Annotated in this window: 24 protein-coding genes, 2 pseudogenes and 1 other annotated feature; of the genes and pseudogenes, 9 read left to right on the top strand and 17 right to left on the bottom strand. The window is 48.5% G+C overall.

The window, feature by feature from the left end; translation table 11 throughout:
• Nucleotides 1-40: 40 nt before the first annotated feature.
• The 8 genes from tsuB to yefM form a co-directional block, all read right to left on the bottom strand.
• A complete protein-coding gene (gene tsuB, locus KXD89_RS08515; protein ID WP_000234896.1) occupies nucleotides 41-268 on the bottom strand; it encodes a thiosulfate utilization sulfurtransferase TsuB/YeeD in 228 nt (75 codons plus the stop codon).
• Between the two features lie 13 nt (nucleotides 269-281).
• On the bottom strand, nucleotides 282-1,340 hold the full coding sequence (tsuA, locus tag KXD89_RS08510; RefSeq protein WP_000492339.1) for a thiosulfate utilization transporter TsuA/YeeE: 1,059 nt from the start codon (nucleotides 1,338-1,340) through the stop codon (nucleotides 282-284).
• Between the two features lie 178 nt (nucleotides 1,341-1,518).
• On the bottom strand, nucleotides 1,519-2,877 hold the full coding sequence (gene plaP / locus KXD89_RS08505) for a putrescine/proton symporter PlaP (protein ID WP_000019197.1): 1,359 nt from the start codon (nucleotides 2,875-2,877) through the stop codon (nucleotides 1,519-1,521).
• Nucleotides 2,867-2,929, bottom strand: a complete 63-nt coding sequence (gene yoeI / locus KXD89_RS08500; RefSeq protein ID WP_010723108.1) for a membrane protein YoeI — start codon at nucleotides 2,927-2,929, stop codon at nucleotides 2,867-2,869. Before yoeI ends, plaP begins: the two co-directional genes overlap by 11 nt.
• A gap of 214 nt (nucleotides 2,930-3,143) precedes the next feature.
• Complete coding sequence (locus KXD89_RS08495; protein WP_000803351.1) at nucleotides 3,144-4,073, bottom strand: LysR substrate-binding domain-containing protein; 930 nt, start codon at nucleotides 4,071-4,073, stop codon at nucleotides 3,144-3,146.
• Nucleotides 4,074-4,118: 45 nt separating this feature from the next.
• The gene (locus KXD89_RS08490; RefSeq protein ID WP_000754737.1) at nucleotides 4,119-4,943 is read right to left on the bottom strand and encodes an SDR family oxidoreductase; all 825 of its coding nucleotides are present in this window, start codon (nucleotides 4,941-4,943) and stop codon (nucleotides 4,119-4,121) included.
• A gap of 82 nt (nucleotides 4,944-5,025) precedes the next feature.
• Nucleotides 5,026-5,280: a type II toxin-antitoxin system mRNA interferase toxin YoeB gene (gene yoeB, locus KXD89_RS08485; RefSeq protein WP_000767829.1), complete on the bottom strand. Its 255-nt coding sequence runs from the start codon at nucleotides 5,278-5,280 to the stop codon at nucleotides 5,026-5,028.
• The gene (gene yefM, locus KXD89_RS08480; protein ID WP_001259255.1) at nucleotides 5,277-5,528 is read right to left on the bottom strand and encodes a YoeB-YefM toxin-antitoxin system antitoxin YefM; all 252 of its coding nucleotides are present in this window, start codon (nucleotides 5,526-5,528) and stop codon (nucleotides 5,277-5,279) included. Before yefM ends, yoeB begins: the two co-directional genes overlap by 4 nt.
• A gap of 282 nt (nucleotides 5,529-5,810) precedes the next feature.
• Here yefM and hisL point away from each other — a divergent pair, with 282 nt between their 5' ends.
• The 9 genes from hisL to hisIE all read left to right on the top strand — a co-directional run bounded on the left by hisL (nucleotide 5,811) and on the right by hisIE (nucleotide 13,040).
• Nucleotides 5,811-5,861, top strand: a complete 51-nt coding sequence (gene hisL / locus KXD89_RS08475; RefSeq protein WP_001364200.1) for a his operon leader peptide — start codon at nucleotides 5,811-5,813, stop codon at nucleotides 5,859-5,861.
• Nucleotides 5,837-5,960: a sequence feature (His leader region), on the top strand. (Overlaps the previous gene by 25 nt.)
• Before the next feature lie 46 nt (nucleotides 5,961-6,006).
• Nucleotides 6,007-6,906 (top strand): ATP phosphoribosyltransferase, encoded by a 900-nt coding sequence (hisG, locus tag KXD89_RS08470; protein ID WP_000131782.1) that lies wholly within the window; start codon nucleotides 6,007-6,009, stop codon nucleotides 6,904-6,906.
• 5 nt (nucleotides 6,907-6,911) lie between these two features.
• Complete coding sequence (hisD, locus tag KXD89_RS08465; RefSeq protein WP_000009594.1) at nucleotides 6,912-8,216, top strand: histidinol dehydrogenase; 1,305 nt, start codon at nucleotides 6,912-6,914, stop codon at nucleotides 8,214-8,216.
• Nucleotides 8,213-9,283 (top strand): histidinol-phosphate transaminase, encoded by a 1,071-nt coding sequence (gene hisC, locus KXD89_RS08460; protein ID WP_000108941.1) that lies wholly within the window; start codon nucleotides 8,213-8,215, stop codon nucleotides 9,281-9,283. Before hisD ends, hisC begins: the two co-directional genes overlap by 4 nt.
• Nucleotides 9,283-10,350 (top strand): bifunctional histidinol-phosphatase/imidazoleglycerol-phosphate dehydratase HisB, encoded by a 1,068-nt coding sequence (gene hisB, locus KXD89_RS08455; protein WP_000080105.1) that lies wholly within the window; start codon nucleotides 9,283-9,285, stop codon nucleotides 10,348-10,350. Before hisC ends, hisB begins: the two co-directional genes overlap by 1 nt.
• Nucleotides 10,350-10,940 (top strand): imidazole glycerol phosphate synthase subunit HisH, encoded by a 591-nt coding sequence (gene hisH, locus KXD89_RS08450; protein ID WP_001103560.1) that lies wholly within the window; start codon nucleotides 10,350-10,352, stop codon nucleotides 10,938-10,940. Before hisB ends, hisH begins: the two co-directional genes overlap by 1 nt.
• Complete coding sequence (hisA, locus tag KXD89_RS08445) at nucleotides 10,940-11,677, top strand: 1-(5-phosphoribosyl)-5-[(5-phosphoribosylamino)methylideneamino]imidazole-4-carboxamide isomerase (protein WP_000586462.1); 738 nt, start codon at nucleotides 10,940-10,942, stop codon at nucleotides 11,675-11,677. Before hisH ends, hisA begins: the two co-directional genes overlap by 1 nt.
• Nucleotides 11,659-12,435: an imidazole glycerol phosphate synthase subunit HisF gene (gene hisF, locus KXD89_RS08440; protein ID WP_000880182.1), complete on the top strand. Its 777-nt coding sequence runs from the start codon at nucleotides 11,659-11,661 to the stop codon at nucleotides 12,433-12,435. Before hisA ends, hisF begins: the two co-directional genes overlap by 19 nt.
• Nucleotides 12,429-13,040 carry a bifunctional phosphoribosyl-AMP cyclohydrolase/phosphoribosyl-ATP diphosphatase HisIE gene (gene hisIE, locus KXD89_RS08435; RefSeq protein ID WP_000954911.1) on the top strand — a complete coding sequence of 204 codons (612 nt, stop codon included), beginning with the start codon at nucleotides 12,429-12,431 and terminating at the stop codon, nucleotides 13,038-13,040. Before hisF ends, hisIE begins: the two co-directional genes overlap by 7 nt.
• A 95-nt stretch (nucleotides 13,041-13,135) precedes the next feature.
• Here the strand turns inward: hisIE and wzzB are convergent, their stop codons facing one another.
• From wzzB to wbbI, 9 genes and pseudogenes are all read right to left on the bottom strand, one after another.
• Nucleotides 13,136-14,116 (bottom strand): LPS O-antigen chain length determinant protein WzzB, encoded by a 981-nt coding sequence (gene wzzB, locus KXD89_RS08430; RefSeq protein WP_001393575.1) that lies wholly within the window; start codon nucleotides 14,114-14,116, stop codon nucleotides 13,136-13,138.
• Between the two features lie 145 nt (nucleotides 14,117-14,261).
• Nucleotides 14,262-15,428 (bottom strand): UDP-glucose 6-dehydrogenase, encoded by a 1,167-nt coding sequence (gene ugd / locus KXD89_RS08425; RefSeq protein ID WP_000704857.1) that lies wholly within the window; start codon nucleotides 15,426-15,428, stop codon nucleotides 14,262-14,264.
• Nucleotides 15,429-15,676: 248 nt separating this feature from the next.
• Nucleotides 15,677-17,083: an NADP-dependent phosphogluconate dehydrogenase gene (gene gndA / locus KXD89_RS08420; protein WP_000043484.1), complete on the bottom strand. Its 1,407-nt coding sequence runs from the start codon at nucleotides 17,081-17,083 to the stop codon at nucleotides 15,677-15,679.
• 127 nt (nucleotides 17,084-17,210) lie between these two features.
• Nucleotides 17,211-17,564 (bottom strand): annotated as a pseudogene (gene wbbL / locus KXD89_RS08415) (N-acetylglucosaminyl-diphospho-decaprenol L-rhamnosyltransferase WbbL); the annotation flags it as partial.
• 145 nt (nucleotides 17,565-17,709) lie between these two features.
• Nucleotides 17,710-18,690, bottom strand: a complete 981-nt coding sequence (locus tag KXD89_RS08410; RefSeq protein ID WP_000019403.1) for an IS5-like element IS5 family transposase — start codon at nucleotides 18,688-18,690, stop codon at nucleotides 17,710-17,712.
• Between the two features lie 64 nt (nucleotides 18,691-18,754).
• A pseudogene (gene wbbL / locus KXD89_RS08405) lies at nucleotides 18,755-19,204 on the bottom strand (N-acetylglucosaminyl-diphospho-decaprenol L-rhamnosyltransferase WbbL); the annotation flags it as partial.
• 1 nt (nucleotide 19,205) lies between these two features.
• Nucleotides 19,206-20,324, bottom strand: coding sequence for a glycosyltransferase family 1 protein (locus KXD89_RS08400; protein ID WP_000520320.1), 1,119 nt, complete (start codon nucleotides 20,322-20,324; stop codon nucleotides 19,206-19,208).
• Entirely contained in the window at nucleotides 20,309-20,899 is a 591-nt protein-coding gene (locus tag KXD89_RS08395; RefSeq protein WP_000601187.1) for a DapH/DapD/GlmU-related protein, read from the bottom strand. The genes KXD89_RS08400 and KXD89_RS08395 overlap by 16 nt, the downstream gene beginning before the upstream one ends.
• Nucleotides 20,880-21,872 (bottom strand): beta-1,6-galactofuranosyltransferase, encoded by a 993-nt coding sequence (gene wbbI / locus KXD89_RS08390; protein WP_001407542.1) that lies wholly within the window; start codon nucleotides 21,870-21,872, stop codon nucleotides 20,880-20,882. The genes KXD89_RS08395 and wbbI overlap by 20 nt, the downstream gene beginning before the upstream one ends.
• Nucleotide 21,873: the final 1 nt, after the last annotated feature.

The raw sequence follows: 21,873 nt of genomic DNA, 5'->3' as shown, positions 1-21,873 counted from the left end.
TGAAGCCTCCGCCGCTGGTACGGCGGAGGACAATGTTGAGTCAGGCTTTTTGAACGGTGATGCTCCACGCTGCATCGCCAATCTGCTGATAATCGGTGATGGCATGTCCTTCTTCTGCCGCCCACTGTGGGATTGCTTCAGTTGCCTGGGTGCAATCAAACTCAATCACTAACTCATCGCCGCTGACCATTTCTGCCAGAGCTGCTTTTGCTTCTATGAGTGGAAACGGACAGACCTGCGTCACCACATCCAGCTTTTTAATCACCATCTTTACACCTTACTTAATTTGCCGCAGCAGTTGCCAGTCGCGCCTTACGCTGCGGTCGAACATACACAAGCCAGGACGCAGTCCAGACTCCGAGAATCATAAATACAAGGCCAATCCAGCCCTGCCAGGTCATCATTGCAGTCATAACCAGTCCATTACCGATAGAGCAACCACCTGCAATACTGGCACCGAAGCCCATCAGTACACCACCTAACCCGCTACGTAATGTTGTTTGTGCATCAGCTGCGCGAACGCGGAACTCACGGCTCGCTTTGGCTGCAATAAATGACCCCACGAAGATCCCTAACACCAGGAAAACGCCCCAGTTAATGTATTTCATGTCACCCGCGACCAGAAATTGCAGAATATTGGCCGTTGGGGAAGTGATTCCTAACCCAAACATGCGTCCGGTTGCTTCACTCAGGGGCCAGGCTAAAAGCGCAATCAAACCGATGAGTACAGCTGTGACAAAGGGATGCCAGCGTTTTTCAAACAGAATATGAGCGATCCCGGTTCGGCGCGGCGGTAAGGTCGCGACTTTGAGTTTTGGCTTCTTCAACTCTTTCATCACCACCCAGAGCGTTATCACCAGCAAAACGGCAACCAACGGCCACACAGACAAATTAAAAGTCTCAGCAATAGAGTTATGTTCAGTACTGTAGTGCTGCAAGGTTTGATTTAAACCACTGGCATGTGGAGAACGCATCACCGCACTCATCACCATATAAGTGAAAAGCGCGATCCAACTGCCGATCAATCCCTCACCCGCGCGATACCAGGTCCCGGTGGCACATCCACCCGCCAGAACAATTCCCAGCCCGAAGATATACCCACCTATAACAGTACCAAGCCACGGGAACGCCCCGGCTTCGTAAGTCAGTAGGCCCGCCTGAATTAACGCAAAAACCCCCACGCTTTGTACCGAAATTGCAATCAGCAAGGCGTAAAACATGCGATTATTTTTCACGATATACATATCGCGAAAACCACCTGTCAGGCAAAAACGCCCACGCTGCATGACAAATCCCAGCAGAGCACCACAAATTAGCCCGCTTAATATCATTGAAAACATAAATTAATTAACCAGATGAATGTTAATGAGGAAATTATTCATGACTGGTGGAATGCAGACCAATAACCAAATTCTCTAAATTAGAACAAATGGTTATTAATGAGGAGTTCGATACAAAAGAATAAAAAAACCGGAGCCAAATGTTCATTCGACTCCGGTTTATTATTAGAAAAGATGATTATGCTACGTCTTCGTACTGCGGAACCGGATTACGGAAGCTCTTGGTGACGCAAGCCAGGTAAATCAGACCGATAGCAGCCCAGATCAGACCCAGAACCATTGAGCTTTCTTCCAGGTTAACCCACAGCGCACCAACGGTCAGCGCACCACACATCGGCAGGAACAGATACTGGAAGTGATCTTTCAGCGTCTTGTTACGCTTCTCACGGATCCAGAACTGCGAGATGACCGACAGGTTAACGAAAGTGAACGCCACCAGCGCACCAAAGTTAATCAGCGCCGTTGCCATTACCAGGTCGAAGTTGATTGCCAGCAGGGCAATCGCGCCAACCAGGATGATGTTCATCGCCGGAGTACGCCATTTCGGGTGTACATAACCGAAGAAGCTTTTCGGGAATACGCCGTCACGACCCATTACGTACATCAGACGCGCTACGCCTGCATGCGCCGCCATACCGGACGCCAGTACGGTAATGGTGGAGAAGATCAGCGCGCCAACCTGGAACGCTTTACCCGCAACGTACAGCATGATTTCAGGCTGTGACGCATCCGGATCTTTAAAGCGAGAGATATCCGGGAAGTACAGCTGCAGGAAGTAAGTTGCAAAGATGAAGATCATGCCGCCGATCAGCGCGGTCAGGAAAATCGCACGCGGGATCACGCGCTCTGCATCTTTGGTTTCTTCCGACAGGTTGCTGATGCCGTCAAAGCCGGTAAAGGAGAAGCACAGGATTGTCGCCCCGGTAATCATCGGGATAACATGCGCATCGCCAGACCAGAATGGACGAGTGCTCGCCAGCGTACCAGCGCCTTCACCTTCAAATACGCCATAAACAACCATGCCCAGAATCACCGCGATCAGCACTACCTGCAACACGACGATTACAGTGTTGAAGTTCGCTACGGATTTCAGACTACGCAGGTTAAAGGCGGTCATAAAGGCCACCAGCGCCACCACAAACATCCACGATGGGATGGAAGGCACCAGAGCTTCAAAATAGATTTTCGCCAGTAGAATGTTGATCATCGGCGCGAACAGATAGTCGAGCAGAGAAGACCAACCCACCATAAAGCCGACAGTCGGGCTAATGGATTTCTGGGCGTAAGTGTATGCAGAGCCAGCAGAAGGATAGCGGCGAACCAGCTTCCCGTAGCTCAGAGCCGTAAACAGGATCGCAATCAATGCGAACGCATAGGCTGTCGGCACATGACCATCCGTGAGGCCTGAAACGATACCAAAAGTATCAAACAGCGTCATCGGCTGCATATAGGCAAGACCCATCATTACAACCGGAACTAACGTAAGCGTTTTACGCAATTCCACGCGAGAGGTGTTTGGAGTAACGTTATGCGACATGGTCATTCTCCTTTACGGTGATAACCGTCGCGTAAGCAAAAAATTGCCCCATTTTTTTGGATTCCTCAGCGACAACAACTGTCGATTTTTAGTAAATATCTATCCGGTACGAAGCCCGGCCTCTTGGTATGAATGATTGGTTTGAAGCAAAAAATAACCGACGCTGATGAAACGTCGGTTTTTAGTCATTTTTTGACAGCGGCGCATTGTGCCTAAATGGGGGGGAAATGACAAGAGAATGAGAGGCTTGTCAGAATAATTTTTCTTTAAATGGCTGATTTTCCGTCATCAGATTTTGCATAAACACCGGCGATCGCACTATTTGCTAAAATTTCATCCCGCCACCAGCCACTGGCAAGTCCTGCGGTCTGTTCGTTCCAGCCAATCCAGACGGGTTCAAAGAGAGTTTGGGCGACCACTTTCTTCTCGATTAACGCGCCACTATCGAGAAAACGTTGCGCCAGATAACGGGGTAAATAGCCGCAGCCGAGGCCGCTAATTTGCAGCTCCAGTTTGGTTTTAAAATCGAAAACGGTAATGGCTTCTTGTTCGTCGAGAAGTTGTGATGCCGTAGAAGCGCCTGCCTGCGCAGTATCCCCCACCACAATCGCCCGATATCGCTTAATAATACGACGATTTAACGGCTCTTCTTCCAGGGCTAACGGATGATGAGGCGCGACCGCAAAGACTTGTTCCAGATCGCCCAACCGTGAAAAACCAAACTCACTGGAAGATGGTGGCTCATGCATCGCGCCAACAATAATATCCGCTCGCCCCTGAGTCAGGGCATCCCATGAACCACCGAGTACGCCATTGATAAACTTCAGGCGCGTCACGCTATGATGTTGATAAAAAGCTTCAATGAGTGGCGCAAGCAGAGAAAAAGGAAACGTGTCGTCCACGCCAATCACCAGCTCGTTTTCCCAGCCTTCATGCAGTTTGATCGCCTGCTTTTCCAGTTCCCGCACGGTATGCAGAACTTCCCGCCCTTTCTCTAATAACATTTTTCCGGTGCGGGTGAATTTAGCGCGGTGTCCGCTACGATCAAGCAATTGAATATTAAGGTCGCTTTCCAGCTTGTGAACGGTGTAACTCAGAGCGGACGGCGTCTTGTAGAGTTTGGCCGACGCCGCCGCAAAACTGCCTTCTTTTTCTAAGGCATCGAGGATCATCAACACATCCAGCAGTGGTTTCATACACGCCCCCTTGCAGTGCATGCGGCGTCCTGCTGGCGTGATCGTTTACTCCAGCGGCATTACCAGCGGATCGGGATACTGGTATTCAAATCCCAGTTCATTACAAATCCGACTGCCATCAATAATCTTACCTTTGCCGCTGTCCAGACTATTTCTGAACTGCGGAGGTTCCAGCCCCAGTAAACGGGCCATCTGCGGATAGAAAACATTACGCGCAGGGTGAGCTGGCGCACATATATTATAGATGTGTCCGCCTTTAGGTGCCTGTAACAACAGAGTGATAGCGCCAATAACATCTTCTAAATGGACTAAATTAACACCATGTTCACCATCAGGCGCGGTTTTTCCGGCAAAGAAGCGTCCGGGATGACGTCCCGGTCCGACCAGGCCCGCAAGACGCAGAATATCGACCGAAGTACCGGGTAAATTGTGCAGCCAGTCTTCGAGTTCTTCTAATACTCGTCCACTGTTGGTTACTGGATTACGCGGGGTGGTTTCTTTCACCGTGCCTTGCGCGTCGCCATAGACAGATGTTGAGCTGGTAAAAATAATGCGGGGAATACGATGGGCCAGCGCGCTATCCACTAACTCTTGTACCGCTTGTAAATAGAACTCATCGCCGGGGCCGCTACGACGTGCCGGAAGCGTAATGACCAGCGCATCGGCATCCATCAGGGCATCCAGATCGTCAGAATCGCAAACTAGCTCAGGCTCCATGCGAAGCAGATAGCTATCAATGCCACTCATTCGGGCCGCTTCGACACCATCTTGTGTGGTTTTACTCCCGGTGACTTGCCAGCCTCGCGCTGAAAGTGACATCGCCAGCGGCATGCCTAACCACCCTAACCCGACAATTGCGACCTTTTTCATCCGTTATCTCCTGATACACCTTAGATCTATAAGGCTACGCTAGCGTATCAAAACTGACAATTCATTCTATGAATGAATCTGTTCAATAATGATAACGACATGCTGCAATGAGCAGTGAATCGTCGGTAACCGCGTATACCAGACGGTGCTCCTCTGTAATGCGTCGGGACCAGAAACCTGACAAATTATGTTTCAGGGGTTCTGGCTTCCCCTTACCTTCAAATGGCGTTCTGCGGGTATCTTTGATAAGTTCATTGATCTTTTTAACAATTCGCTTATCTGTTTCCTGCCAGTACAGATAATCGTCCCATGATTCCTCAGACCAGATTAGTTTCACTCAATGATGTCCTTTTCCGTTCCTTTGCCTGATTTCAGGCTATCGATTGAGTCCATCAATCTCCGGGCGTTAGCGGGGGAGCGCAGTAGATAAGCCGTCTCTTCCAGCGAGTTGTATTCTTCGAGTGACATCAGAACACAAGCCTCTCCATTCTGACGAGTAATAAGGATCGGGGCATGATCTTCAACGGCTTTCATCATTGTTGCCGACAAATTCTGACGCGCTTCGCTGTAGCTAATTGTACGCATGTCAATCTCCTCTTTTGTACAGTTCATTGTACAATGATGAGCGTTAATTAACTATTTATTAATTAGTTTGTAGATCAAGGTATTGTCAGTGAGACGAAAATCCAGGCTTCGCTATTTTTGGTGCCATCAGCTAAGAGGACAGTCCTCTTAGCCCCCTCCTTTCCCCGCTCATTCATTAAACAAATCCATTGCCATAAAATATATAAAAAAGCCCTTGCTTTCTAACGTGAAAGTGGTTTAGGTTAAAAGACATCAGTTGAATAAACATTCACAGAGACTTTTATGACACGCGTTCAATTTAAACACCACCATCATCACCATCATCCTGACTAGTCTTTCAGGCGATGTGTGCTGGAAGACATTCAGATCTTCCAGTGGTGCATGAACGCATGAGAAAGCCCCCGGAAGATCACCTTCCGGGGGCTTTTTTATTGCGCGGTTGATAACGGTTCAGACAGGTTTAAAGAGGAATAACAAAATGACAGACAACACTCGTTTACGCATAGCTATGCAGAAATCCGGCCGTTTAAGTGATGACTCACGCGAATTGCTGGCGCGCTGTGGCATTAAAATTAATCTTCACACCCAGCGCCTGATCGCGATGGCAGAAAACATGCCGATTGATATTCTGCGCGTGCGTGACGACGACATTCCCGGTCTGGTAATGGATGGCGTGGTAGACCTTGGGATTATCGGCGAAAACGTGCTGGAAGAAGAGCTGCTTAACCGCCGCGCCCAGGGTGAAGATCCACGCTACTTTACCCTGCGTCGTCTGGATTTCGGCGGCTGTCGTCTTTCGCTGGCAACGCCGGTTGATGAAGCCTGGGACGGTCCGCTCTCCTTAAACGGTAAACGTATCGCCACCTCTTATCCTCACCTGCTCAAGCGTTATCTCGACCAGAAAGGCATCTCTTTTAAATCCTGCTTACTGAACGGTTCTGTTGAAGTCGCCCCGCGTGCCGGACTGGCGGATGCGATTTGCGATCTGGTTTCCACCGGTGCCACGCTGGAAGCTAACGGCCTGCGCGAAGTCGAAGTTATCTATCGCTCGAAAGCCTGCCTGATTCAACGCGATGGCGAAATGGAAGAATCCAAACAGCAACTGATCGACAAACTGCTGACCCGTATTCAGGGTGTGATCCAGGCGCGCGAATCAAAATACATCATGATGCACGCACCGACCGAACGTCTGGATGAAGTCATCGCCCTGCTGCCAGGTGCCGAACGCCCAACTATTCTGCCGCTGGCGGGTGACCAACAGCGCGTAGCGATGCACATGGTCAGCAGCGAAACCCTGTTCTGGGAAACCATGGAAAAACTGAAAGCGCTGGGTGCCAGTTCAATTCTGGTCCTGCCGATTGAGAAGATGATGGAGTGATCGCCATGAGCTTTAACACAATCATTGACTGGAATAGCTGTACTGCGGAGCAACAACGCCAGCTGTTAATGCGCCCGGCGATTTCCGCCTCTGAAAGCATTACCCGCACTGTTAACGATATTCTCGATAACGTGAAAGCACGCGGCGATGAGGCCCTGCGGGAATACAGCGCGAAGTTTGATAAAACCACGGTTACCGCGCTGAAGGTGTCTGCAGAGGAGATCGCCGCCGCCAGCGAACGCCTGAGCGACGAGCTAAAACAGGCGATGGCGGTGGCAGTAAAGAATATTGAAACCTTCCACACTGCGCAAAAACTGCCGCCGGTAGATGTAGAAACGCAGCCAGGCGTGCGTTGCCAGCAGGTCACGCGTCCGGTAGCTTCAGTTGGGTTGTATATTCCTGGCGGCTCCGCCCCGCTCTTCTCAACGGTATTAATGCTGGCGACTCCGGCGAGTATTGCGGGCTGTAAAAAAGTGGTGCTGTGCTCACCGCCGCCGATTGCCGATGAGATCCTTTATGCGGCGCAGCTGTGCGGTGTGCAGGACGTGTTTAACGTCGGCGGCGCACAGGCCATTGCCGCACTGGCGTTTGGTACGGAATCTGTGCCAAAAGTGGACAAAATCTTCGGGCCGGGTAACGCCTTTGTCACCGAAGCGAAACGTCAGGTGAGCCAGCGTCTGGACGGTGCGGCGATCGATATGCCCGCAGGCCCGTCGGAAGTGCTGGTGATTGCTGACAGCGGCGCTACGCCGGATTTCGTGGCTTCTGATTTGCTCTCTCAGGCTGAACACGGCCCGGACTCACAGGTGATTTTACTGACGCCCGCTGCTGATATGGCGCGTCGCGTTGCCGAGGCCGTCGAACGCCAACTGGCAGAACTGCCGCGTGCCGAAACCGCCCGCCAGGCACTGAACGCCAGCCGCCTGATCGTGACTAAAGATTTAGCGCAGTGCGTGGAGATCTCCAACCAGTACGGCCCGGAGCACCTGATCATTCAGACCCGCAACGCCCGTGAACTGGTCGATAGCATCACCAGCGCCGGTTCGGTATTTCTTGGTGACTGGTCACCGGAATCGGCAGGTGATTACGCCTCCGGCACCAACCACGTTCTACCGACTTACGGTTACACCGCCACCTGTTCCAGCCTCGGGCTGGCAGATTTCCAGAAGCGCATGACCGTACAGGAACTGTCGAAAGAGGGGTTCTCCGCGCTGGCTTCAACCATAGAAACACTGGCCGCCGCCGAGCGCCTGACCGCCCACAAAAATGCCGTTACTTTGCGTGTTAACGCCCTTAAGGAGCAAGCATGAGCACCGTGACTATTACCGATTTAGCGCGTGAAAACGTCCGCAACCTGACGCCGTATCAGTCGGCGCGTCGTCTGGGCGGTAACGGCGATGTCTGGCTGAACGCCAACGAATACCCCACTGCCGTGGAGTTTCAGCTTACTCAGCAAACGCTCAACCGCTACCCGGAATGCCAGCCGAAAGCGGTGATTGAAAATTACGCGCAATATGCAGGCGTAAAACCGGAGCAGGTGCTGGTCAGCCGTGGCGCGGACGAAGGTATTGAACTGCTGATTCGCGCTTTTTGCGAACCGGGTAAAGACGCCATCCTCTACTGCCCGCCAACGTACGGCATGTACAGCGTCAGCGCCGAAACGATTGGCGTCGAGTGCCGCACAGTGCCGACGCTGGACAACTGGCAACTGGACTTACAGGGCATTTCCGACAAGCTGGACGGCGTAAAAGTGGTTTATGTTTGCAGCCCCAATAACCCGACCGGGCAACTGATCAATCCGCAGGATTTTCGCACCCTGCTGGAGTTAACCCGCGGTAAGGCGATTGTGGTTGCCGATGAAGCCTATATCGAGTTTTGCCCGCAGGCATCGCTGGCTGGCTGGCTGGCGGAATATCCGCACCTGGCTATTTTACGCACACTGTCGAAAGCTTTTGCTCTGGCGGGGCTTCGTTGCGGATTTACGCTGGCAAACGAAGAAGTCATCAACCTGCTGATGAAAGTGATCGCCCCCTACCCGCTCTCGACGCCGGTTGCCGACATTGCGGCCCAGGCGTTAAGCCCACAGGGAATCGTCGCCATGCGCGAACGGGTAGCGCAAATTATTGCAGAACGCGAATACCTGATTGCCGCACTGAAAGAGATCCCCTGCGTAGAGCAGGTTTTCGACTCTGAAACCAACTACATTCTGGCGCGCTTTAAAGCCTCCAGTGCGGTGTTTAAATCTTTGTGGGATCAGGGCATTATCTTACGTGATCAGAATAAACAACCCTCTTTAAGCGGCTGCCTGCGAATTACCGTCGGAACCCGTGAAGAAAGCCAGCGCGTCATTGACGCCTTACGTGCGGAGCAAGTTTGATGAGTCAGAAGTATCTTTTTATCGATCGCGATGGAACCCTGATTAGCGAACCGCCGAGTGATTTTCAGGTGGACCGTTTTGATAAACTCGCCTTTGAACCGGGCGTGATCCCGGAACTGCTGAAGCTGCAAAAAGCGGGCTACAAGCTGGTGATGATCACTAATCAGGATGGTCTTGGAACACAAAGTTTCCCACAGGCGGATTTCGATGGCCCGCACAACCTGATGATGCAGATCTTCACCTCGCAAGGCGTACAGTTTGATGAAGTGCTGATTTGTCCGCACCTGCCCGCCGATGAGTGCGACTGCCGTAAGCCGAAAGTAAAACTGGTGGAACGTTATCTGGCTGAGCAAGCGATGGATCGCGCTAACAGTTATGTGATTGGCGATCGCGCGACCGACATTCAACTGGCGGAAAACATGGGCATTACTGGTTTACGCTACGACCGCGAAACCCTGAACTGGCCAATGATTGGCGAGCAACTCACCAGACGTGACCGTTACGCTCACGTAGTGCGTAATACCAAAGAGACGCAGATTGACGTTCAGGTGTGGCTGGATCGTGAAGGTGGCAGCAAGATTAACACCGGCGTTGGCTTCTTTGATCATATGCTGGATCAGATCGCTACCCACGGCGGTTTCCGCATGGAAATCAACGTCAAAGGCGACCTCTATATCGACGATCACCACACCGTCGAAGATACCGGCCTGGCGCTGGGCGAAGCGCTAAAAATCGCCCTCGGAGACAAACGCGGTATTTGCCGCTTTGGTTTTGTGCTACCGATGGACGAATGCCTTGCCCGCTGCGCGCTGGATATCTCTGGTCGCCCGCACCTGGAATATAAAGCCGAGTTTACCTACCAGCGCGTGGGCGATCTCAGCACCGAAATGATCGAGCACTTCTTCCGTTCGCTCTCATACACCATGGGCGTGACGCTACACCTGAAAACCAAAGGTAAAAACGATCATCACCGTGTAGAGAGTCTGTTCAAAGCCTTTGGTCGCACCCTGCGCCAGGCCATCCGCGTGGAAGGCGATACCCTGCCCTCGTCGAAAGGAGTGCTGTAATGAACGTGGTGATCCTTGATACCGGCTGCGCCAACCTGAACTCGGTGAAGTCTGCCATTGCGCGTCACGGTTATGAACCCAAAGTCAGCCGTGACCCGGACGTCGTGTTGCTGGCCGATAAACTGTTTTTACCCGGCGTTGGCACTGCGCAAGCGGCGATGGATCAGGTACGTGAGCGCGAGCTGTTTGATCTCATCAAAGCCTGTACCCAACCGGTGCTGGGCATCTGCTTAGGGATGCAACTGCTGGGGCGGCGCAGCGAAGAGAGCAACGGCGTCGACTTGCTGGGCATCATCGACGAAGACGTGCCGAAAATGACCGACTTTGGTCTGCCACTGCCACATATGGGCTGGAACCGCGTTTACCCGCAGGCAGGCAACCGCCTGTTTCAGGGGATTGAAGACGGCGCGTACTTTTACTTTGTTCACAGCTACGCAATGCCGGTCAATCCGTGGACCATCGCCCAGTGTAATTACGGCGAACCGTTCACCGCGGCGGTACAAAAAGATAACTTCTACGGCGTGCAGTTCCACCCGGAGCGTTCTGGTGCCGCTGGTGCTAAGTTGCTGAAAAACTTCCTGGAGATGTGATGATTATTCCGGCATTAGATTTAATCGACGGCACTGTGGTGCGTCTCCATCAGGGCGATTACGGCAAACAGCGCGATTACGGTAACGACCCGCTGCCGCGATTGCAGGATTACGCCGCGCAGGGTGCCGAAGTGCTGCACCTGGTGGATCTGACCGGGGCAAAAGATCCGGCTAAACGTCAAATCCCGCTGATTAAAACCCTGGTCGCGGGCGTTAACGTTCCGGTGCAGGTTGGCGGCGGCGTGCGTAGCGAAGAAGATGTGGCGGCGTTACTGGAAGCGGGCGTTGCGCGCGTAGTGGTCGGCTCCACCGCGGTGAAATCACAAGATATGGTGAAAGGCTGGTTTGAACGCTTCGGTGCCGATGCCTTAGTGCTGGCGCTGGATGTCCGTATTGACGAGCAAGGCAACAAGCAGGTGGCAGTCAGCGGCTGGCAAGAGAACTCGGGCGTTTCACTGGAACAACTGGTGGAAACCTATCTGCCCGTCGGCCTGAAACATGTGCTGTGTACCGATATCTCGCGCGACGGCACGCTGGCAGGCTCTAACGTCTCTTTATATGAAGAAGTGTGCGCCAGATATCCGCAGGTGGCATTTCAGTCCTCCGGCGGTATTGGCGACATTGATGATGTGGCGGCCCTGCGTGGCACTGGTGTGCGCGGCGTAATAGTTGGTCGGGCATTACTGGAAGGTAAATTCACCGTGAAGGAGGCCATCGCATGCTGGCAAAACGCATAATCCCATGTCTCGACGTTCGTGATGGTCAGGTGGTGAAAGGCGTACAGTTTCGCAACCATGAAATCATTGGCGATATCGTGCCGCTGGCAAAACGCTACGCTGAAGAAGGCGCTGACGAACTGGTGTTCTACGATATCACCGCTTCCAGCGATGGCCGTGTGGTAGATAAAAGCTGGGTATCTCGCGTGGCGGAAGTGATCGACATTCCGTTTTGTGTGGCGGGTGGGATTAAGTCTCTGGAAGATGCCGCGAAAATTCTTTCCTTTGGCGCGGATAAAATTTCCATCAACTCTCCTGCGCTGGCAGACCCAACATTAATTACTCGCCTGGCCGATCGCTTTGGCGTGCAGTGTATTGTGGTCGGTATTGATACCTGGTACGACGCCGAAACCGGTAAATATCATGTGAATCAATATACCGGCGATGAAAGCCGCACCCGCGTCACTCAATGGGAAACGCTCGACTGGGTACAGGAAGTGCAAAAACGCGGTGCCGGAGAAATCGTCCTCAATATGATGAATCAGGACGGCGTGCGTAACGGTTACGACCTCGAACAACTGAAAAAAGTGCGTGAAGTTTGCCACGTCCCGCTGATTGCCTCCGGTGGCGCGGGCACCATGGAACACTTCCTCGAAGCCTTCCGCGATGCCGACGTTGACGGCGCGCTGGCAGCTTCCGTATTCCACAAACAAATAATCAATATTGGTGAATTAAAAGCGTACCTGGCAACACAGGGCGTGGAGATCAGGATATGTTAACAGAACAACAACGTCGCGAACTGGACTGGGAAAAAACCGACGGACTTATGCCGGTGATTGTGCAACACGCGGTATCCGGCGAAGTGCTAATGCTGGGCTATATGAACCCGGAAGCCTTAGACAAAACCCTCGAAAGCGGCAAAGTCACCTTCTTCTCGCGCACTAAACAGCGACTGTGGACCAAAGGCGAAACGTCGGGCAATTTCCTCAACGTAGTGAGTATTGCCCCGGACTGCGACAACGACACGTTACTGGTGCTGGCGAATCCCATCGGCCCGACCTGCCACAAAGGCACCAGCAGTTGCTTCGGCGACACCGCTCACCAGTGGCTGTTCCTGTATCAACTGGAACAACTGCTCGCCGAGCGCAAATCTGCCGATCCGGAAACCTCCTACACCGCCAAACTGTATGCCAGCGGCACCAAACGCATTGCGCAGAAAGTGGGTGAAGAAGGCGTGGAAACCGCGCTGGCAGCAACGGTACATGACCGCTTTGAGCTGACCAACGAGGCGTCTGATTTGATGTATCACCTGCTGGTGTTGTTGCAGGATCAGGGGCTGGATTTAACGACGGTAATTGAGAACCTGCGTAAACGGCATCAGTGAGTTGCGGGGTAAGCGGATGCGATATTGTTGCCGCATCCGGCAAAAAAACGGGCAAGGTGTCACCACCCTGCCCTTTTTCTTTAAAACCGAAAAGATTACTTCGCGTTGTAATTGCGTAGAGCATTACGCCCCAGCACAATCCCCGCGCCAACCATGCCACCCAGCAGCACCGCCAGAATCAAGGTAATTGCCTTTTTCGGGCTATCACGACGAATAGGTAACATCGGTTTCATCACATAACGGTAAGCATGAATATCAAGATCATCAACTTTTAAGCTTTCGATATCCAGCAGGTTTTGACGAGTCTGATAGTAGTTTGGCGAGAACACCAACGGACGGGTCGCCTCATGCTTAATCATCGACTCCAGCGCTTCGCTCCCCAAAAGGAACAACGTATCTTGTGTGATATCTTCGCCAGTCTGTTGAATCTGCGGTTTTGTCACCTGCGCCTGATTCGCATACTGCAACGCTTCCTGAATCTGACGGATACGCAGATCTTTCTGCTCCTGCGCGACTACTTCCTGCGTTCTTAAAGAGTCCTGCAAGTTTTTCCGTCCCAGAGCAATGTTGTCTTTGAGATCCTTTTCTAGCTCTTGATTCACTTTATCGTCAACTTGCTGAATGTATTGGGCCAACTTCATTTGTGCGCCCTCTGCAGTTTGCCCAACATAAGAAACAGTCAATGGTAATTGCTGGTTCTTAACAGAAGGTTCGATGGTAAGTTTTTCTCGTTCTTCCTGATTATCCAGCGTTTCTGCTAATGCAGAGAAGGCAGAACTGAAGCGACCAATTAACGTCTCCTGCAAATCCGATACTTTCGGTGCAGCCTGACCATAGATAACATTCATGGCATTGTTATAGCCAGCAATTTGCCCCACGTCGGGCTGAGTGATAATTGCTGTTGACGTCCATTTCTCCTTCGCTACTGCCAAATATCCAATAGCCAGGGCAATAGCCACAATGACGGAAATGATGATTGTCATCTTGCCACGCCACAACTGCACTAGTAAATCAATCAAATCAATCTGTTCCGGGTCATGGTTTTGCCCAGAAACATTATTATTTTCTACTCTCATCATTACCCTAACTGACGGAAATTTCCAAGTCCGCATAGTTTAGCGATAATCCTCGTGAATGCTATAGGATAAGTGATAAAAATAATGAATTGTTGTGTAAGTAACAAAAGACAATCAGGGCGTAAATAGCCCTGATAACAAGATGTTAGTCGCTGCCAAAGAGATCGCGGGTGTATACCTTATCTGCCACATCCTTAAGCTCTTCTGCCATTCGGTTAGAGATAATGACGTCGGCTTGTTGTTTGAAGGTGGCGAGATCACGTTCCAGGCGAGAGTTGAAGAATGAGTCTTCTTTCATCACTGGCTCGTAGATGATCACTTCAACACCTTTCGCCTTGATACGTTTCATAATCCCCTGAATAGAAGACGCACGGAAGTTATCTGAACCGCTCTTCATAATCAGACGATAAATACCCACCACTTGCGGCTTGCGTGACAAAATGGCATCGGCAATAAAATCTTTACGCGTGCGGTTAGCATCGACAATTGCCGAGATCAGGTTATTCGGCACAGACTGGTAGTTCGCCAGTAACTGCTTGGTATCTTTCGGCAGACAATAACCACCATAACCAAACGACGGATTGTTGTAATGGTTGCCAATACGTGGGTCGAGACAAACGCCTTCGATTATTTGACGGGAATTCAGACCTAAACTTTCTGCATAGCTATCCAGTTCGTTAAAGTACGCCACGCGCATCGCCAGGTAGGTGTTTGCAAAAAGTTTAATCGCTTCTGCTTCAGTGGAGTCGGTAAACAGCATCGGGATATTTTGCTTAATCGCGCCTTCCTGTAACAGAGCAGCGAAACGTTCTGCGCGTTCTGAACGCTCACCGATGACAATACGTGAAGGATGGAGATTATCGTAAAGGGCTTTACCCTCACGGAGAAATTCCGGGGAGAATATAATATTTTCAGTGCGATATTTCTTATGCATCGCTGCGGTAAAACCAACGGGAACCGTTGATTTGATGACCATAACCGCATAAGGATTTATCTCAACTACGTCTTTAATTACTGATTCTACACTGGATGTATTGAAATAATTAGTTTTAGGATCATAGTCGGTTGGAGTGGCGATGATGACATAATCAGCATCCCGGTAGGCTTCATTTTTATCTAATGTGGCATTAAAGTGTATTTTATCTGATTGCAAAAACTGCTGAATTTCCTTATCAACAATAGGAGATATCCGATCATTCAGCATAGCAACGCGTGACGGTAAAATATCTAATGCCACAACCTCATGATTTTGTGCGATTAGAAGCCCGTTTGACAAGCCTACATAGCCAGTACCGGAAATGGTGATTTTCATTTCATGCTCTCAGAATTAACTTAACTGTGAATCATGATGTTTTTAGCATCCTGATAAGAGCTAAAAGTTTTAACGCTACGTTGTTCGATGGTCAACGCAACGAAAAACAATTCAGATTTTCTTTATAAGAATAGCTGATATTTATTAAGTTAATATTAAGCAGTGAAATTTAGTCTATAAGATATTTGGCAAAAAAAAGCCCGGTGCAATATACGCCGGGCCTCAATTTTATTGTTGGTTAAATCAGATTAATCCAGCCATTCGGTATGGAACACACCTTCTTTATCAATACGCTTATAAGTATGCGCACCAAAATAGTCACGCTGTGCCTGGATCAGGTTCGCAGGCAGAACAGCAGCACGGTAGCTGTCGTAATAGGCAACCGCTGCGGAGAAGGTCGGAACCGGAATACCGTTCTGTACTGCATAAGCAACGACATCACGCAGCGCCTGCTGGTAGTCATCGGCAATTTGCTTGAAGTACGGAGCCAGCAACAGGTTAGCGATCTGTGGATTTTCGGCATAAGCATCGGTGATTTTCTGCAGGAACTGCGCACGGATGATGCAGCCAGCACGGAAAATCTTCGCGATTTCGCCGTAGTTCAGATCCCAGTTGTACTCTTCAGACGCAGCACGCAGCTGAGAGAAGCCCTGGGCGTAAGAAACGATTTTGCCCAGATACAGCGCACGACGAACTTTTTCGATGAACTCAGCCTTGTCGCCTGCTGGCTGTGCTTGCGGACCAGAGAGAACTTTAGATGCGGCAACACGCTGATCTTTCAGAGAAGAGATATAACGTGCAAACACAGACTCGGTAATCAGCGACAGCGGTTCGCCGAGATCCAGCGCGCTCTGGCTGGTCCATTTACCGGTACCTTTGTTAGCCGCTTCATCCAGGATCACATCAACCAGGTAGTTACCGTCTTCATCTTTTTTGGTGAAGATATCTTTGGTGATGTCGATCAGGTAACTGCTCAGTTCACCGTTATTCCACTCGGTAAAGGTCTGCGCCAGTTCTTCGTTGGTGAGGTTCAGGCCACCTTTAAGCAGAGAATAGGCTTCAGCAATCAGCTGCATATCGCCGTATTCAATACCGTTGTGAACCATCTTCACATAGTGACCTGCGCCATCGGCACCAATATAGGTAACGCATGGTTCACCGTCTTCAGCTACGGCGGCGATTTTGGTCAGGATCGGTGCTACCAATTCATAGGCTTCTTTCTGGCCACCAGGCATAATAGAAGGACCTTTCAGCGCCCCCTCTTCACCGCCAGAAACACCGGTACCGATGAAGTTAAAGCCCTCTGCTGAAAGCTCACGATTACGACGAATAGTGTCCTGGAAGAAGGTGTTACCACCATCAATGATGATGTCTCCTTTATCGAGATATGGTTTGAGGGAATCAATAGCAGCATCCGTGCCTGCACCTGCTTTCACCATTAACAGGATGCGACGAGGCGTTTCCAGAGATTCGACAAACTCTTTCACCGTATAGTAAGGAACCAGTTTCTTGCCTGGATTTTCGGCAATCACTTCTTCCGTCTTCTCACGGGAACGGTTGAAAATAGAGACGGTATAACCACGGCTTTCGATGTTGAGCGCAAGGTTGCGTCCCATCACTGCCATACCGACTACGCCGATCTGTTGCTTGGACATTACATACTCCTGTCAGGTGTGATCACCGCGCTGAATGCTCGCGGCCTGGAATGTTCGCAAATAAGTATACAAAGTACTTATTAAAGTATAAATAGCTTATCCATGCTTATATGCTTACGGCTTTATATTACGGGTGAAAAACTGATGAAATTCGATCAAAGTTGCGATTTGATAAAATACGTTTTCTGGCTAAATATCTAAAAGTACTTTTTAAGTGCCATCTGAAGGCTTTTGAAAAAAAACTTCGATTGTCATGATGAGCATAATGTATCGCATGAAAAGCGGGAACATAATGAAGTCTGACACCAGCCAGGCTAAGCCTCAAGCACAGGTCAATATCTTCACAGTACATAAAGTAACCTTGATCGAAGCCATTTACACGCACAAAATCTGAAAAACGTACCAGCATAAATGATCCTGCGCACCAATCAACAACCGTATCAGAATAGATACTTTCTTTAGGAATTTTTGTTTTATTAAGGAAGGTGCGAATAAGCGGGGAAATTCTTCTCGGCTGACTCAGTCATTTCATTTCTTCATGTTTGAGCCGATTTTTTCTCCCGTAAATGCCTTGAATCAGCCTATTTAGACCGTTTCTTCGCCATTTAAGGCGTTATCCCCAGTTTTTAGTGAGATCTCTCCCACTGACGTATCATTTGGTCCGCCCGAAACAGGTTGGCCAGCGTGAATAACATCGCCAGTTGGTTATCGTTTTTCAGCAACCCCTTGTATCTGGCTTTCACGAAGCCGAACTGTCGCTTGATGATGCGAAATGGGTGCTCCACCCTGGCCCGGATGCTGGCTTTCATGTATTCGATGTTGATGGCCGTTTTGTTCTTGCGTGGATGCTGTTTCAAGGTTCTTACCTTGCCGGGGCGCTCGGCGATCAGCCAGTCCACATCCACCTCGGCCAGCTCCTCGCGCTGTGGCGCCCCTTGGTAGCCGGCATCGGCTGAGACAAATTGCTCCTCTCCATGCAGCAGATTACCCAGCTGATTGAGGTCATGCTCGTTGGCCGCGGTGGTGACCAGGCTGTGGGTCAGGCCACTCTTGGCATCGACACCAATGTGGGCCTTCATGCCAAAGTGCCACTGATTGCCTTTCTTGGTCTGATGCATCTCCGGATCGCGTTGCTGCTCTTTGTTCTTGGTCGAGCTGGGTGCCTCAATGATGGTGGCATCGACCAAGGTGCCTTGAGTCATCATGACGCCTGCTTCGGCCAGCCAGCGATTGATGGTCTTGAACAATTGGCGGGCCAGTTGATGCTGCTCCAGCAGGTGGCGGAAATTCATGATGGTGGTGCGGTCCGGCAAGGCGCTATCCAGGGATAACCGGGCAAACAGACGCATGGAGGCGATTTCGTACAGAGCATCTTCCATCGCGCCATCGCTCAGGTTGTACCAATGCTGCATGCAGTGAATGCGTAGCATGGTTTCCAGCGGATAAGGTCGCCGGCCATTACCAGCCTTGGGGTAAAACGGCTCGATGACTTCCACCATGTTTTGCCATGGCAGAATCTGCTCCATGCGGGACAAGAAAATCTCTTTTCTGGTCTGACGGCGCTTACTGCTGAATTCACTGTCGGCGAAGGTAAGTTGATGACTCATGATGAACCCTGTTCTATGGCTCCAGATGACAAACATGATCTCATATCAGGGACTTGTTCGCACCTTCCTTAATCCCTAACATAAATGACACAATAAAATCAGAAAGCACAGGAAATTTTCTTACGGAATAATCATGTAAAGATTTCGCTTCATCTCGGAACAGGCATAATGTACTAAAAGCATAACGCTTACTTTCGACATATTTAATATATGTCAGCAAATCATCATGCTTCATGATGATATCGGGATTCAAAAACAAAATGTAATCATCATCTGCGGGTCTATATTTTTCCTTTACATACGCCACCGCAATATTATTATTATGACCAAAGCCGTATACACCTCCACTAATATAGTCCAGGCCTGCATAATGCTGGCATATTTGTTTCAATAATAGAGAGTCTTTGTTGTCGCGTACGATAATCTTGTAGTGCTCATCGTCAGCATTAAGATTTTCGAGTAATTTTTTGATGTAGTCTTCATGTCCGTGGGAAACGATTATTATATATACCATTTCAATGTTCTTCAGTAATAAAATTAACTAGTTCATCAAACCCAACTAATACATTTTCATTACGATAAATGAAATTTGCATCAGAGATATCTTTTTTGAGGTTACCTTTTTTGAAGTCAATAATAAGTTTAACTAACATGTCATCGTTATTAGAATCAAAAAAAGCTTTCTTTTCATAACTACCAAGAGTTTCTCTAGTAAATGGGAAATCTGATGCTAATACCCACTTACCTCGCTCTTTAGCTTCAGACAACGGCAATCCCCATGTTTCTAACCTAGAGGGAAAACAAACTATATCTGAAATATTATAACAATGATCGATTTTTTCTTTATCCAAGTACCCGAGGAAATGAACATTATCCAGTCCTTCTGCAAGACTGATAATATATTTTGCATACGCATTTTCTGTACCACTGATAGTAAGCAGAAATTTAATATTGGATTGTTCTTTCAATTTCCTTGCTGCACTAATAATAAGCTCGTAATTTTTAAATACTCGTGGAACAGCAGGGTAAAATATTGTCAACTCAGAAGGGTTATTCTTAAATTGAGAATCATCATCAGTAAGTTGGCTTTTATCAGATAATTTAATTTCTGGCCGACTGACAATGATGTTATTTATAGAATATTTCTTGATAAATTTTTCTTTCATCCAGAATTGTTGAACAAACACTGCAGTATTTTTTTTAATGTTTATTTTATATATCAGCCCGTATAGCATTTTAAATAAGAAAAAGCTAGGCTCCATAAGAATTTCACGGAATAAAATTCCTTTATAAAAAGGTGCAGGGTTATGACAATACACATATCTTTTTTTAGTGACGACATTGGCCGTAATATCATGCAGACAAATCCAATGCGTAGCATTCAGCTCTTTTGAAAGTTTTTTACAAACTACATATTCAAAGTGCAAACGTTTTAGCCACGACCCTTTAACCTCAGGAAACTCAATGAATTTAACCCATGGATAACTTTCTTTTAACTCTTTAGCAGAATGGACTAATGCGATAAAACTGACATTTTCTTTATTATTAGTTGCTGCCAAAAATTTTTTCAAAATGGTAAATGGACCGCCAGTGGTAAAATTGACCGCAGAAACAACGACTATGCTTTTTCCCATAATTTGGTCTCATGATTGTATTTCTTTATGATTTTTGCTGGTACTCCCGCAATGACAGTATTTTCGGGAATAGAACCTCTAACAACAGAATTGGCGCCGACTACGACTCCATTACCAATAATTGTTCCAGGCAAAACCGTCACATTCTCACCCAACCAAACCCTCTGGCCAATTACAACAGCTGAAGATTCCAACGTGCGCATGTCTGGAGGTATATTTGGCGAACTCATTGGATCAGAGTGCTTAAAGGAACCGTGATTATGATCGGTAATAAATACTTTACTTGCAATAAGCGTATCCCGACCTATCGTAACGCTCTCAATTGAGGCGATATGAACATAGTCGTTAACTTGCACATTATCGGAAAAAAAAATCACGCCACGTCCAAATGCATCCAGCCTGAGACCGACTCCACTTGTGAAATTTTCACCAAAATTAATGCTACCATCATTGCGAATATAGCAGGGAAATCGAATAATTCTACAGTTCCGGTAAAATACACGAGTCAATAAGACATCTCTAACAAGCCGAATAAAACCACAGAGACCATATCGTTTAGCGAGTTTTAAGATCATCGATCACCTCTTCAAGAACATCCCTGAAGTAACTTCCTGTTCGAATTTTCTGAGAAATAATTTTTGTATTCTCACTAATTTGCTTATAAGTTTCTATTGTCATGGAGTCAACAATCTCTTGCATTTCTTTGATTGATCCCACTGCATATCCTATTCTATTATCTACAATGAAATCCGCAAGGGCGGCTTTATCCCATATAAATACTGGAAGTTCCATTGAAAGATAAAGAGATGTCTTATGAGGGTTATTAAACTTTAAATAGTCGCCAAAGGCACCACTACAGGTTTCGACAGAATCTCCATCCCAAATGAGTCCAAATTGCATGCCTGGGAGGTTAATCTTTTCCGGAGATTGAGCATCAAAACTTCCAAGATATTTAGGATTATCTTTATTTTCATAGTTGACACCAAAGAGAGTAAAATCGCATCCTTCAGTATATATGAAAGAACATTTATGCCTAGAAAGGTTGCCAGCATATATGACCCCTCGTTGCTTATCCGTAACATCTCGATGCTCCACATCAGATGAGACGAGGTAATCAAATATTTTTATGTCTTTGATTTTATCCTGAGACATATATTTACTAAGGTACTTTGTCATTTGTGGATTGTGACTTATGACCATATCACAGGTAGCAAGCCGCACAGAATCACTACCCCCTCCTCCTCTTAATTCATCAATATCATGAATCAGAGGTACTATTCTAAATTTTAGAAGGCGGTGAAAGAATGACAATATATGCCAAAATGGTTTGGCCATCGGGAAATTGAAAATTAAAACATCTTTATTTTCAAGACCGCAGAGAAATGTACTAAGCTTAACAGAACTAATAATTCTCTGGACTACTCCACCCCATAGAGGAATGTTAACAACAGAAATGTTTTCATAATCTGAAGCAATGTCCAGTGCATCTTTTCTTGCTTTAAATCCAGCATCGCGTCTAGAGAAATTTAAATCATTCAAAAAATACATT

Source organism: Escherichia sp. TC-EC600-tetX4 (assembly GCF_019356055.1).
Classification (GTDB): Bacteria; Pseudomonadota; Gammaproteobacteria; order Enterobacterales; family Enterobacteriaceae.
The sequence above is the reverse complement of the archived record's forward strand: the minus strand, read 5'-3'. Positions and strand labels throughout refer to the sequence as shown.